A 14,213-nucleotide genomic window follows, 5' to 3' on the forward strand; every position below is an offset into this window, starting at 1 on the left:
GCTTTAACCATAAACAACCAATAAAAACAAACAACATACATAACTAGTTATTTTTATTACAAAAGACAACAAGGAAAACCCCATGACCAAAAACTCTGAAGCAAGCTTAACCAACGCAGGACGTCGAGTTTTTTTAAAAACGACAACAGGCGTTGCCCTTGCAGCAGTCGGAACAAGCTTACTCCCAGCCACAGCACACGCGAGCAGTGACAATCATATTGAACCTTTCCATGGTCATGGGTCTGAGCATGGGTTTTGGAATAAAGTCCGCAATGAATTTATTCTAAATAAACGCACCACCTACATGAACATCGGTACCTCAGGCACCATGCCAAAGCGCGTACTAAAAGACTATAACCGCACCAACGAACAGATCTCGATCAACCCTTGGAATAGCAATGTTCCAACCTTAGATTATGCTAAGCAGATCGCACCAAGCTTTGGTGCCGATGAGCATGAACTCGTGCTATGCCGTAATACTACCGATGGTTTATGTACCATTATCAACGGTCTGCAATTTGAATATGGCGATATTATTTTAACCACTAACCATGAGCACCCAGGTGTTACAACACCACTAAAGCATGTCGCACAGCGCTATGGTGCTGAAGTGATTGAATTAGCACTCCCCGTATACACGCCAAACAATGAAGTAAGTGCTGATGACTTCGTGCAAGTCTTTAACGATGCAGTAAACCTATATGGCAACCGCGTACGTTTGATGGTGTTCTCTCACGTGACTTTCACCACAGGTACCACTTTGCCTGCTAAGCGCATCTGCCAAGAGGTCGCAATTCCAAACGGTATCGTCACCTTAGTCGATGGCGCGCATACACCAGGTATGTTCAACCTTGATTTCCATGATATCGACTGTGATTTCTACTCAGGAGCAGGCCATAAGTGGCAGTGCGGCCCAGGTGCGACAGGCTTCCTTTATGTGCGTGACAACGCTAAGCGTCTATTCGAATTCTGGAGCGATCGCGAAACACCACTGTGGTTTATTAATAGCTCATCAACAGCCACTGCAGTGCAAGCTAGATTACAATCGATTGGTCAAGATAACTATCCTGCTAAGCGTGCATTAGCCGACTGTTGTGCACTGTGGGATCAGATTGGACGTGATACAATTGAGGAGCGCATTCTAGACTTAAGCGCGTTATGCAAAAAGCAACTTGCTAAGAAGTTCCCAGATGCGATGATCTTCGCTCCAAATGTGCGTGAGCTATCGAGTGGCCTTACTTCCTTCAACCCATTCGATGATCTAAATGATGGCGAACTACTCACCGAGTTCCGTGACCGTTTACACGAAGAGTATGGCTATATCGTTAGAACCACCTCTTTCTATTTAGATCCATATGACACAGTTAAGACCTATACTCTGCGTATTTCTACTCACCTTTTCCACGATAACGATGACGTTAAAGGCTTGGTTAAGGCGATGAAACAGCTATATCGCGAAATGAGATAACCCATAACTGAGAACGGCCCGTTTGTTATTATTATAAATAACAAACCGGGCCGTTTTTTTCGTTAAATCGAACCAACGAAGATAGATATGATAGCTATCGCGCTATGAGTTAGCTGGCCTGTTCTACTTTTTCAACCAAGCCAATACTGTGCTGCTCACGCAATAGCAACCGAGTAAACTCAGCCGCTGGGACTGGGCGACTAAAGAGGTAACCTTGACCATACTCACAACTACGCTGCTGTAAAAAAAGCGCTTGTTGCTCATTCTCGATTCCCTCGGCAACCACTTTAAGTTTTAACGACTTAGCCATCGCCAATATCGCCGATACCAAGGATGCATCCGACGAGCAGGTGGTCATATTATTAATAAATGCACGATCAATTTTTAACTTAGTAAATGAAAACCTCTGCAGATAACTGAGCGCAGAATAGCCCGTACCGAAATCATCGATAGATAAACCAACACCAAGCTGCTTAAGATAAGAGAGCATCTTCATCAAGGCGTGACCTTGGTCTATAAGCAAGCTCTCTGTCACCTCCATATCCAGCTGGCTCGCGGGTAGACCCGTCTGCAGTAACACATCGACGATACGCGACTGCAGCTGCTCGCAATATCTAAATTGAACACTAGAGAAGTTAATCGCAATCTTAACCGGGCTAATTGCCTGCCACGCCGCAGCCTGAGTACACGCCTCAAGCAATACTATGTCACCGAGTCGATGGATAAGACCGTTTTTCTCTGCTAGCGGAATAAAATCCTCTGGTGAAACAAAACCAAGCTCACTATCGGTCCAGCGCATCAAGGCTTCGGCAGCGACAATTTTACGACTGCTCAAGTCCAGTATCGGTTGATAATAGATCTCTATATCGCCTTGTTGAATTGCCTGATGCAAACGCACATTCAGAGCAAAGTTTCGCTGTACATCAAGGTTCATACTTTCATCATAGAAACTAAACCCATTTCGGCCCATGTCCTTGACGCTATATAGCGCTGTATCGGCACGCTTTAGCAGCGTTGCGGCATTGTCGCCATCTTTAGGGTAGATAGACATACCAATACTGGTCGAGACAAAAAATTCTTGCTGCTCGATATGAAACGGTTTTTCAAACACAGATAAAATACTACTAGCCACCACTTTGGCAGAATCTTGGTGCTGAATATCTGGCACTATCACTAAAAACTCATCGCCACCTAAACGTGCCACGATATCAGTGCTACGCACAGATTTAAGCAAACGCTCACTAGTTTGCTTCAATAACAGATCCCCTGCGTGATGGCCTTCGGTGTCATTAACTTGCTTAAAGTTATCTAGGTCGATAAACAGCAACAGAATTTGTGTCTGTGCCACAGCTGCGCTACGAATCGCCTCCTGCAGACGAGCCATACCATGAGTACGATTGGCTAAATTGGTCAATTCATCATGGGTCGCTTGATAGGCCAGCATACTCTCCGATGCCTTACGCTTAGTGATCTCTTCATGTAATTGAGTATTTTGCATCGCCAGTTTTTGTTGCTGTTCAGAAGATAACTCCACCTGGGTCTGCAGCACTAAGTTGGCGTTATTGATCCGCATCAGGTAGATCAACCCCATAAATACCGGCAGCGCTAATAAGGAGATTGCGGCGATAAACCAAGCCGAAGTAAAAATATCTTGCTCACTGACAGGCTCAAACCAACTCTCTAATACAAAAGGTGTCGCAATGACCTTCTTCTCAAAGTAGATGATCCTTGAGGTGTCGCTATAGTAACTCGTAGTGCCAAGCTCTGTGTCAGATACACAGCCATTGAGAGAGTTCCAAACAACAATGTCGCCAGCAGGCGTCACTAAGTTTAAGCAGCTACCACTATCTAGGTGCTCTTGCGTCGACAACATACGGATCAGCAGATCAGTATTTAAGCTAGCCACTAAGATTGCCACAGGCTTGTTCTGATGATAAATCGTCTGCAGTAACTGAATAATAGGCCCGTCCTCACCTCTAACAAGATGAATCTTATGGCTAAGACTTTCCATCTCTTTAAAAGGCAACTGGCTGATATCAAAGTGACTCTCAGGCTGAGTATCGACAATAACACTTTGGCCTACACCGACGATCATCACCCTAGAGTAAACAAGTTGACCATCCATCTTATTCGACTGACTAAAGTTATCTATGGTTCGAGTCAGGCTAAATAAGCTAGAACCTAAGCCGTACTGCAACGACATCCCTGCAGCCAAGTTAGAGAAGTAGGTGCTGACGTCCCGCTTCATGCTCAAGTTGGCAATATTCTTTTCACTGGCATCGATAAAAAAGCTTAAGTTATCGGTGTAATTACTGACCCTTAGATTAAGCGCGCTATTCTGTGACTCCTTTAACCGACTCTGGCCTAAATTGGTGACGGTCAAAATAAGGATTAAGTAAGCACTCAATAGAGTGCCAGCAATGATGATAGCGGTTTTACTATTAAACCATTTGAACTGTGTCATGTTACTTTTTGGCATCTAATGCCGCTTTATCAAAATAGTCTCGGTAGTAATGAAATACTGTTGGGTAATGCTTCTTTACTAACTTGTTATAGCTACCGTCTGCACGGATCTGCTTTAGATACTGATTAAAGGCCTGTCGAAGCTGCGGCGAATCTTTGCGAAAGCCAACCCCCATTCTCTGCTCTTCAGAGATAGGACCAATAATCTTAATTTCATTTGGCCACTTATCTATCGCTATCAGTGAATCAGCAACATCTAGCAGGGTCGCCTCTGCCTCAACACTGAGTAGAAATGGCACCATCTCATTGAGCTGTAATTGCTTGGTTGGTAAAATAACATTGGCTTGAGTATCGTACAGATCATACAGATCGGGATCGAGGCAGGACTGCTTCATGGCGATGATATCTCGCTGGCGCAGCATCTCCTTCACCATAAAAACATCATCCAATGCCGAGCCACTGGGCTTAATTGGATTTAACTCAGACTCGGTACGCGCAACCAACCAAACCGCAGAGGGAAAATAATCATCGGAGAAGGCCACGATCTCCTCACGCCAATCCAAGATGGTAAAACCATTGGCAATCACATCGCCAATTATCGGCTCCGGCTCACCATAGACCACGCTATTATTGATGAACTGCCCGTTACGCCCTGTCAGCATGCCAAAAACCGTTCTCCAGGTGGCCGGAACAAACTGATATTCAACCCCAAGGTGACGAGCGAAGTCTTGCATCAGCTCAATATCGAGGCCACTATGAGTGACCTTGTTGCCTTCAGAGTACTGAGAAACGAAGTTTGCATAGGGTACACCTAGGTGGCGTAATACCCCTTCGGCTTTTATCTCGGCTAAATCCCTTGCCATTGCTTGAGATGCGAACACCCAAAAAAAGAAAAGTACCAGCAGCGGGCCTTTGTTCAAAATAGCAGCGCACCTTAATTTCACTTACAACCTCATCAAAAAAATCTCACGACTTTATAGCCGTTTAGGCAGAGTTTTAGAGCGTGGAGTATACCGTTAGTCGATGTAAAATCCGCGACACAAGCTACACTTTTAAAAATCATGAGCAAATATCAATCAATAGCAAGTAAAAAACAGAATAGGTACAATAAAACAATCGCATACAAACTAGCTTGATAACCAAATCATCACAAACAGATCTAATTTGTGTCGTCTATAAATGGCCTGAATAGCGCCAGTGTCGCCCCCGTTAATCCTAAGAAAAAAGGGAGCTGATCCAGCTTAAGCGGAGAGATTTTCAGGGCTGAAAATAGAAAAGTCAGCAAAAGCTGACTTCTTATCTTACTCATTTAATTCATAGCTTACTTAGTGTGAAACATAGGCTTATTTGACTTATCTGACTCTGACCAGAAATTAATATTAAATTGGGCATCATCACTTAGCTCAATACGATGCCAATACTGAGGGGGACTAGTGGCAAACTGACCCGCCTCAATCACCACCTTCAACTCAGGTTCAGTGGCTTCGCTATCGGCAAAGCCTAAATAGGTTACCACGCCCTCCATGACACATAACTGACCAAATACTCCTTCGGCCGTATTATGATGGCTCAGCAGGGCTTCAGGGACATTTTCCTTAGTAAAAAAAGCAGTTGAACGCTGGATTGTCCAATTTTTAGGGATGCGTAAATGGCTCATTTTTAACTCCTCTGGATGTGTTGCTGTAAGCGATTTTCTTACAGCAACATCTGCAATACAAAATTGTTTAAACCCATTGAAAGCTAGAGTGATTTCAATAGCGAGAATGCTTTACTCATATGTTGCTCGGCAACGACAAAGCCCTGTAACGTCCCCTCAGCATTTAACGCATTAACACTACAACCTTCAGCATCAATCTCCATCTGCCAGCGTTGGACGCCCACAACTGTGTTTCCCCCGAGTTGAATAGGGTAATGCGGTGTTTTAACCTTCACTAACATTGCGGGAAGGATCAGTTTAGTGGTTTGATCCAGTAAGGTTTTTGCCAGTGCATTGGCACTCAATAATGCCGGTTGCAGGTAGGCTAACACCTTGCCATCAATCTCCGCGCAATCCCCCAAAGCAAAGACATCCGTCGCCGACGTTTGCAGATAGCTGTTCACCACTATTCCACGGCCAACGGCAATATTGGCGCGCTGCGCGAGAGCAATATTAGGGATGAGCCCCGCTGCCGAGATCACCATATCAACCTCCACTTGCTGATTAGAAGCTAACTTGGCAAGGATTGAAGACCTCCCACAAGCACTATCGGTAGTGTGATTAAGCGCAACAACACTATCATTAAGCGCCAGCTCCACTCCCAAGCTCTGCATCTTCCTGCCCAGTTGCATGGCAACATACTCAGGCAATAAATTAGCCATAAGGCGATCACAGGGATCGACGTTAATCACCTTTTTTTCTGCGCTAGCGAGATCCATTGCGATCTCGGTGCCAATCAGGCCGCCACCAATAACGAGTATCCGCTTAGCCGATGTCAGTTCTTGCTCTATCGCTTGATATTCCTGCAGGCTGTTAAGGGTCACAACTCTGTCGATGGCATTACCTGACATAGGCGGAATAAAGGCTTTAGCCCCCGTTGCCAATACCAACTTGGAATACGGGTAAGCTTGATCTGCCACCAAGATCCTATGGCGATCAGGCTCTATTGCATCAACTCTCGTATTAGCCCAGAGCTCAAAATCAAACTCGGTGGCCATTGCTGCACCTGTCGCCCTAATTAGATCGCTAGCAAGCTGCTTTTTAGAAACCACATGGCTAAGATCTGGCTTGTTATAATCATCACCACTATCTGCAGTAAAGACCTGAATAGGTATTAATGGATCGCTACGCCTGATCGCTTTGATCAACTGATACGCAGCAAAGCCACTGCCGATGATGATTATCGGTGCTTTTGTTTGCTGAGCCATAGCACTCATCATTTAGCCCCCTTAACAGGCTGAAACACCTCTTTGCCTAAACCACATTCAGGGCAAAGAAAATCTGCAGCAATATCTGACCAAGTTGTACCGGGGGCAACATTTTGGTTCGGCTCACCAATAGCAGGGTCATACACCCAGTTACACACGGTGCACACCATGCTTTGCGTATCGAGCTCGGGGCTTATCGCAACTTCAGCTTCGGGAGTGAATGACTCAACGGCTGCTTGTTGCTGTACAGGCTCTTTGTCATCAGCCTCTTGAGTACTGATTGCTTCGGCAGTCGGAGCAGGGTTAACGATCTTCTGCTTTAATGGCTCAGATAGATCCCTCAACGCCCACTGCTTTGCAATATGTTGGCCATATTCGCGACATTCGCGCATCGCCTTACCATCGGGACGCCATTTGGTTTTCATGCCATAGGTCGTTTCAAAACCAGCATCGGTAAGGCGCGTATGAATACGGTCAACCGCACCACCATTCCAGCCAAAGCTCCCAAAAGCGGCGGCCTTCTTATTTTTAAAACGCAAACCAGTGATCTCTTCAAGCATGCCCGCCACCTTTGGCATCATCACATTGTTCATGGTCGATGAACCGACTAAGATCCCTTTCGATCTAAAGATACTGGCAAGAATGTCATTCTTATCTTGGCGTGACACATTGAAGACTTTAACGGCCACTGCGGGGTCAACGTCATGGATCCCTTGGGCGATCGCATCGGCCATCATGCGAGTATTGTTCGACATCGAATCATAGAAAAGCGTGATACGATCTTCTTGGTAGTTATCAGCCCATTCAAGGTACTGATGAATGATCTGAGCAGGGTTGTCACGCCACACGATACCATGAGAGGTTGCAATCATATCTACTGGTAAATTAAAGCTTAATACCTCATGGATCTTAGCGGTCACCAATGCGCTAAATGGGGTTAAAATATTAGAGTAATAGCGCAAGCATTGATCCATTAACTCTGTTTGATCGACTTCATCGTTAAACAGTCGCTCGTCGCAATAATGCTGACCAAATGCATCGTTACTGTACAGCACAGCATCGCCAGTTTGATAGGTCATCATGCTGTCAGGCCAGTGCAACATCGGCGCTTCGATAAAGATAAGCTGCTTGCCGTTACCGATATCCAAGGTGTCACCCGTTTTAACAATATTGAAGTTCCATTCCGGATGATGGTGGTGGCCTACAATCGAATCAACGGCATTTTCGGTGCAATAAATTGGCGTATTGGGGATCTTTGCCATTAGCGCAACCAGCGCACCGGAATGGTCTTCCTCTGCATGGTTTATGATGATGTAATCAATCTGATGGAGATCAATCTCCATCTCTAAATTTTGAATAAACTGCTGACTGAAACGATGATCCACGGTATCGATAAGGACAGTTTTCTGTTCACGAATAAGGTAGCTGTTGTAGCTAGTACCTTTGGTCATCTTGTACTCGGTACCATGGAAGTCTTGTACTTCCCAGTCGCGTTGCCCTACCCAATGAATATTGTTTTTGACATGGATTGTCATATTGCCACCTATTACTAAAATTTAATTAGTGCACTTACACTAAACCTGATCTTGTAATAGCAGCGAATGTGCCAACTTTTTACCTCATTGATTTACTGGATATTTTAAATATAAAGCAGAAATAAGACTGTCTTTTCAACAACAGAAATCAATGTCAAAACGACAACCATAAAGTCAAAAAGACAAACACCTCAAACATAAGCATTACTCGTTAATACCCAAAAATAACTCATAAAAAAGCCCCAACTTTATATAAGTTGAGGCTTTAAAATGCGCTTTTCTATTACTGGTGCATCTTCTCAATTAAGGCTGCGCGGGCATCGTAATCTTCTTTATGACAGCTTGAGCAACTGTCTTTAGAAGTATTCCAAGGCTGAACATACTTTCCATCTTTCGAGAAGTTTTCAGGACTATCAGCAGGATAATCTAAGTTAATTCTGAAGAAGTGTTTATCCTTCGGCATATGGCAGCTTTCACACTTGGCCACAAAACTGTGCACCTCAAGCTCAGGTGTGAACGGCTTGTCATAGTGGCAATCGATGCACTGCTTCACCATGGCATTCTCATGCCCAGGCTGGTCACTGTTGATCTTAGATTGATGAGGATTATGGCAAGTATGGCACGCCATATCCTGTTTCTTACCTGTGATCTCCCCAGTGTTGGCATCCATTCCTAATAGCGCATCACCGGCAACTCGTCCACCAATATCATAAGGGATTGTACGGCCACCTATGCTATCACCACCAAAGTCTTGGTTATGCTCACTGATAAAGGTTGGGAACTTACGGTTGGTTTTCTTACTGTGGCACTCAGCACAGGTAATCGCTTTACCAAACGCCATATCAGCCTGCTGTAAGTCTGAGGTGTAACGCCCCTTAGCAACACGGTCAATATCATCAGCCGATTGCGACTTAATATGCTTATCACCTGCACCATGGCACGCTTCACACTGAATCCCCGTCATCTCAAATGTCCCCTCGATACCAACGAGTCCATCTTGATGATTTGGGTTCAAAGGCGAATCTGGGGTGTAATCTTTCCAGCCCGTTGTATGACAGTGACCACAATCAAATGAATGTGAATCTGGCTCACCACCTGGCGCATAACCAGAGATATGGTCTATGGTAAAGTCTTCGCCATTTTCGGGTAATATCGCACGCACCCCAGTCCCCGACAGAATATAGCCATTGCTATCAAGGTACATGGCTGTACGGTAATAACCACCGATGACATAACTCACTTCATCCCAGCTATTAGGCGTACCAGCACTGTTATCTGCGCCATAAAGTAACTCAACCGAGCCTTCTAATGAAGAGAACGGAAACTGCGGCGCCTCACCGTTTTCAATTTTGCTTAATTTAAAGTTATGACCTGTTTCTAAGAAAGTCGCCTTATCGGTGTGGCAGGTTAAACAGGTTTGGGTACCCACAAAGTGACCCGTTTCAGTTGCTGCTGACACCTTAATTGTCACTGTAGAATCATCTGTCGCACCTTGCGGGTCGGCAACCGTGTAGCTAAACACCACAGTACCAGGCTGTTCAGGAGTAAACAGCAACTGGTTGTCTTTAATGACCCTGGTACCAGAGCCTTCGGTTAACTCCACCACGGTTAGCGTTAGCGCATCGCCATCAGGATCGGTATCGTTGGCAATGGCATCAACCATTACTGAAGTCCCCACAATGGCAGTTGCCGTTGTGGGTTGAGCTATAGGAGGGGTGTTATCACTGGGAGGGGGCGTCACAACATCATCATTGTCAGAGCCACAGGCGACCAATAAGGTGGCCATACTCGCGAGTAACACTCTTTTATAGCAAGCGTTTAAATTGTTCATCATGATATTCCCTGCAAAACTATCATTGCACTTTTATTTAAGTTGTTATGTTTTTTTACTGTTAAAAAGTCATCACAGCTTCCGGAAGCAGAAATGACTCTTCTATAAAAAAAGATAAAAATAAACCTAATATTCAATCAATTACACTTTATGCGAGCAGCAAAAGACCATCACACCGAATCGAAGCTGTGCACAAAGCTTATTTAAAAGTGGATTTCATTTATCTCTATTTTACAAAACAGAAAATAGTCAATTCACGACCTAGGCGTAATGGATTTTTCGTCCCAAAAATGGTGTTTTTCGTACCTAGTCACAACAATGTGAACTCAACAGCTATTTATTGCTGAGCACTTCAATCCCACTATGGAGTCAAATGATTGAAAAGCTGTGATTAAGAGGTGCAGGTGGAAGCATTATCTTTAAATTGAGAAGGTGTCAGTTGGGTATGACGCTTAAAAAACTTCACGAAATAAGTCACATCATCGAAACCTAATTCATAAGCGATCTCTTGAATTTTAGCGCTACTAATAATTAATCGGCGCTTTATCTCAAGAATGGCATGGGCATCAATTAATTGCTTAGCTGTTTGCCCGCTGGCTTGCTTACACATTTGGTTGAGCGATTTATAAGAGATATGCAGCATCTCGGCATATTCTGATGCATCACGGGTATGAGCCGCATGACTTTCGATAAGTAATAAGAACTGTTGAAAGCGAAACGCTTGAGTTTCACTTAAATGTTGAGCATCGGTTTCTCTCTCCGCAGCCAAGGCTACCAGCAATGATGAGAATAGCAGTTGTACGAGTAACTGCATTTCCAGTTTACTCTCCTGTGCCTTATTGATCTCCAGCAGTAGATTATCGCAAGTGTCGACCAGCAATGAACTTAGTGTTAACAATGGCTGTTGAGAGCTAACCAGATGAGTTGGTGTGAAAAAGGGAATACGAATATTAGCTAAAATGGTATTTAAAAAGTCCTCGGTAATATTGATCATTTTACCTTTAGGACGACTCTTCAGATCGAAGGCATGTACTTGGTGTTTATTGACAAAAATAAAGCTACCCGGTTTAAACGGATGATATTTAAAATCGACAAAGTGTCCACCGTGCCCTTCAGTAATATAAATAAAGCAGAAATAATTAATTCGATGGGGCTTTGAGGGACAAAAGTTACACTTAGATAGCTTGGTATAGAACAACTCTAAATCTAATATTTCGACACCCGCTTTATGGATATTTGGGGCTCTAAAATCAACACTCGGGACACTTTTCATCTATCTCTTGCCATCTGTCCCCTTGCAAGCCACGCTAACATGCCAAGGCAAACTTTAGGGATAAAACGCTAATAACTACTTTAGTGAACTATCTAATATCGTTAGTTAGTAATCAATAAAGACACATTGAAAATAGAACTCCGCTCCCAATCTAAACCGATTACCTGCCCTCGATTAGCCTCTGACCTCCACTATGGCCGATAACGGCTGTTTTTGATAGCGACGGAACATCGCCAGAGCGGATTCACTTTGACCCTGAATGCCCTTTTCTTGTAAAAACTGTTCGTTATAGAGCTTAGAGGCGGAGCGATCTGGCAGATCGCAATAAAACGTCACTATGGTGTTACCCGGTCCCATCTTAGCCGCCGCATAAAGGGCCCCCGCCACATTGAGTGCCGCACTACTACCGAGCACTATGCCATCATGTGCTCTAACATGTCGCGCAATGGCGACCAAATCAACATCTGGCAAGGTAATGGCTTTATCAACCTTTGCTTGGCGAAAATTTTCAACGCTGCGCATGATGCCGATCCCTTCTGTAAAAGAGCTGCCGTTAGAGACATACTGCCCTGTTTTCAGGTAGCGATAGATCCCAGAACCATCAGGATCCACCAGCCATGTTTGTAGCTGTCTATTTTTAGTCGATAAATAACGAGAGTTCCCTGCGATGGTGCCGCCAGTGCCGGCAACAGATACCAGAGCATCGATCTTTCCATGAGTTTGACGCCAGATCTCCGGCCCTGTCTGAGTAAAGTGAGCCTTGCTGTTGCTGGTGTTTTCAAATTGATCCGCCCACCAGTAATCGCTATTAGCCTCACCAAGACGCCTAGCCGTATGATAAAAATGATCAGGATTAGCAAAAGGACAGGCATCCACCAACTTAAGCTCAGCATCGTACAGGGAGATCATCAGCTCTTTTTCGCGCGCCTGACCTCTTGGCATCACCACCAGCATCTTAAAGCCTAACGCTTTTGCCACTAACGCTAGGCCAATACCCGTGTTCCCCGCCGTGCCTTCAACGATAGTCATGCCGGGTGTTAGCTTTCCACTAGCCACTGCATCTTGAACCATCTGCAAGGCGGCGCGATCTTTAATCGAGCCGCCGGGGTTTTGCTGCTCGCACTTAAGCAAAATCTCACAGCCACTCAACTCACTGAGACTATTAATGCGCAGTAGATCTGTATTGCCGATAAGCTCGGTGATGTTATTGGCAATGCCTTTAGTGACAGGTAACTCAAGTTCAGAGTTTGTGGAGGCTGAGGAGGCTGACATAGATAGCAATCTCTGCTGCTGATACTCATTCAATATTAGGCACAGATTTGAATTAAGCCAAACCTATGCTTCCATGATACTTAAGTTAACAAGAGTCGTTAGCAAAAACAGTTAACAGAGGTCAGTATTGCTTTAGCGCAATACTGATTAACTCGCTAAGATTAGCTATCGACACTCAGCCATTAATTACACCCAGCCCAACTCGCGAAACTTTGCCAAGGTCTTACAGAAGTATTGCATCTGCGCGGGTGTGCCGATAGAGAGACGATTCCAGCCTTCACCATAGTTAAATGGGCGGCCGACCAAAATACCTACCTTTGCCATGCGTTGCATATACAGCTCGCTATCGCCATTCACTTTGTGGAAGATAAAATTGGTCTCACTCGGTAGATAACCTAGACCAAGCTCGCTTAGCTGCTGATATACCAAGGCTTTAGCTTGAGTGTTTGATTGCAAACTCAACCCTAACCACTGCGGACTATCTAGGCTAGCCTTAGCCGCGACACAGCCGATTAGATTGGCATTATCGATACTGGCCTGCGCCTGCATCGCTTTAATGAGCTCGCTATGCGCCACGCCGTAACCGACACGTAGCCCAGCAAGGGCGTAGATCTTTGAGAAGGTTCGACACACCACAATATGTGACTGACCTTGCTTGACCCGTTCTACCGCAGACACAAACCCAGCTTGAGCGACATACTCCACATAGGCTTCATCGATAATAAAACTGAGCTGACTCGATGCCTTATCTAACCACTGATTCAGCTCACTCTGCGGTAATACTAAGCCCGTAGGATTATTAGGGTTACACAGATACACAATCGATGGACCATTATGCTGAGCCACTTTTGCTTGCATCTGAGCGAGATCGGTTTGCCAGTCACTATCGAGTTTCACCTTGACCACTGGGATCCCACGCGCCATGGCATAATCGATTATCACCCCGTAACTTGGGTCTGGCATCACCAACTGGCTATTGCTTTGCGCGAGGGCATCAAGCGCCATCTTAAGCACTTCCGAGGAGCCATTGCCATAGATCAGTTGCGACTCAGTCAGAGATAAGTTTGTGGCAATCGTTGCCATCAGCTCACTACGGGCCGCATCGGGGTAGCGCCAAGCATTGGGCAATGCATCGGTAACGGCTTGCTGGGCTTTAGGTGCCAAGCCTAGTGGGTTTTCATTAAAGTTAAGCGGGATCGGCTCATCCGTGCTCATCGGGGTCGATGCTATCGAACTTGCTACTGTAGAGATTGAGGTTGAGCTACAACCTAAGGTGGCTAAACTTGATGCGGCAGCACCTGCATATAGGAATTGACGACGATTTAGCTTAAAAGAAGATTTTTGCATAGTTAGTTATTATTATTGAATTAATATATACGCTAGATATTCTTATTAACTACTCACTATCGCTAGTCTATCTGTCATGATTTGCTGCCAAGATCACACTTTTTAATACACCTAAGTCTA

10 protein-coding genes are annotated in these 14,213 nt (G+C 44.9%); 1 reads left to right on the plus strand and 9 read right to left on the minus strand.

Annotation, left to right across the window (positions count from 1 at the left end):
* Positions 1-82: 82 nt before the first annotated feature.
* Complete coding sequence (locus JMA39_RS07075) at positions 83-1,468, plus strand: aminotransferase class V-fold PLP-dependent enzyme (RefSeq protein WP_202721125.1); 1,386 nt, start codon at positions 83-85, stop codon at positions 1,466-1,468.
* A 109-nt stretch (positions 1,469-1,577) separates the two neighbouring features.
* Here the strand turns inward: JMA39_RS07075 and JMA39_RS07080 are convergent, their stop codons facing one another.
* The 9 genes from JMA39_RS07080 to JMA39_RS07120 form a co-directional block, all read right to left on the minus strand.
* The gene (locus JMA39_RS07080) at positions 1,578-3,947 is read right to left on the minus strand and encodes a putative bifunctional diguanylate cyclase/phosphodiesterase (protein WP_237732697.1); all 2,370 of its coding nucleotides are present in this window, start codon (positions 3,945-3,947) and stop codon (positions 1,578-1,580) included.
* Positions 3,934-4,851 carry a transporter substrate-binding domain-containing protein gene (locus tag JMA39_RS07085; RefSeq protein ID WP_237732699.1) on the minus strand — a complete coding sequence of 306 codons (918 nt, stop codon included), beginning with the start codon at positions 4,849-4,851 and terminating at the stop codon, positions 3,934-3,936. Before JMA39_RS07085 ends, JMA39_RS07080 begins: the two co-directional genes overlap by 14 nt.
* 401 nt (positions 4,852-5,252) lie before the next feature.
* Entirely contained in the window at positions 5,253-5,588 is a 336-nt protein-coding gene (locus JMA39_RS07090) for a DUF1971 domain-containing protein (protein ID WP_202721126.1), read from the minus strand.
* A gap of 83 nt (positions 5,589-5,671) precedes the next feature.
* Positions 5,672-6,847: an NADH:flavorubredoxin reductase NorW gene (gene norW / locus JMA39_RS07095; protein ID WP_237732701.1), complete on the minus strand. Its 1,176-nt coding sequence runs from the start codon at positions 6,845-6,847 to the stop codon at positions 5,672-5,674.
* Positions 6,844-8,370, minus strand: coding sequence for an anaerobic nitric oxide reductase flavorubredoxin (gene norV / locus JMA39_RS07100; RefSeq protein WP_202721127.1), 1,527 nt, complete (start codon positions 8,368-8,370; stop codon positions 6,844-6,846). Before norV ends, norW begins: the two co-directional genes overlap by 4 nt.
* A gap of 283 nt (positions 8,371-8,653) precedes the next feature.
* Positions 8,654-10,204: an Ig-like domain-containing protein gene (locus tag JMA39_RS07105; protein WP_202721128.1), complete on the minus strand. Its 1,551-nt coding sequence runs from the start codon at positions 10,202-10,204 to the stop codon at positions 8,654-8,656.
* 388 nt (positions 10,205-10,592) lie between these two features.
* Entirely contained in the window at positions 10,593-11,474 is an 882-nt protein-coding gene (locus tag JMA39_RS07110) for an AraC family transcriptional regulator (RefSeq protein ID WP_202721129.1), read from the minus strand.
* A 174-nt stretch (positions 11,475-11,648) separates the two neighbouring features.
* Positions 11,649-12,746: a cysteine synthase A gene (locus JMA39_RS07115; protein ID WP_202721130.1), complete on the minus strand. Its 1,098-nt coding sequence runs from the start codon at positions 12,744-12,746 to the stop codon at positions 11,649-11,651.
* Between the two features lie 186 nt (positions 12,747-12,932).
* A complete protein-coding gene (locus JMA39_RS07120; RefSeq protein WP_202721131.1) occupies positions 12,933-14,093 on the minus strand; it encodes a pyridoxal phosphate-dependent aminotransferase in 1,161 nt (386 codons plus the stop codon).
* Between the last annotated feature and the right edge of the window lie 120 nt (positions 14,094-14,213).

Origin of the sequence: Shewanella schlegeliana, assembly GCF_016765635.1 — a bacterium.
Classification (GTDB): Bacteria; Pseudomonadota; Gammaproteobacteria; order Enterobacterales; family Shewanellaceae; genus Shewanella; species Shewanella schlegeliana.

What these genes read in the sequence shown, in the direction of transcription:
- JMA39_RS07075 (WP_202721125.1), top strand. Translation starts at nt 83, where the DNA reads ATGACCAAAAACTCTGAAGCAAGCTTAACCAACGCAGGACGTCGAGTT.
- JMA39_RS07080 (WP_237732697.1), bottom strand. Translation starts at nt 3,947, where the DNA reads ATGCCAAAAAGTAACATGACACAGTTCAAATGGTTTAATAGTAAAACC.
- JMA39_RS07090 (WP_202721126.1), bottom strand. Translation starts at nt 5,588, where the DNA reads ATGAGCCATTTACGCATCCCTAAAAATTGGACAATCCAGCGTTCAACT.
- norW (WP_237732701.1), bottom strand. Translation starts at nt 6,847, where the DNA reads ATGATGAGTGCTATGGCTCAGCAAACAAAAGCACCGATAATCATCATC.
- norV (WP_202721127.1), bottom strand. Translation starts at nt 8,370, where the DNA reads ATGACAATCCATGTCAAAAACAATATTCATTGGGTAGGGCAACGCGAC.
- JMA39_RS07105 (WP_202721128.1), bottom strand. Translation starts at nt 10,204, where the DNA reads ATGATGAACAATTTAAACGCTTGCTATAAAAGAGTGTTACTCGCGAGT.
- JMA39_RS07110 (WP_202721129.1), bottom strand. Translation starts at nt 11,474, where the DNA reads ATGAAAAGTGTCCCGAGTGTTGATTTTAGAGCCCCAAATATCCATAAA.
- JMA39_RS07115 (WP_202721130.1), bottom strand. Translation starts at nt 12,746, where the DNA reads ATGTCAGCCTCCTCAGCCTCCACAAACTCTGAACTTGAGTTACCTGTC.
- JMA39_RS07120 (WP_202721131.1), bottom strand. Translation starts at nt 14,093, where the DNA reads ATGCAAAAATCTTCTTTTAAGCTAAATCGTCGTCAATTCCTATATGCA.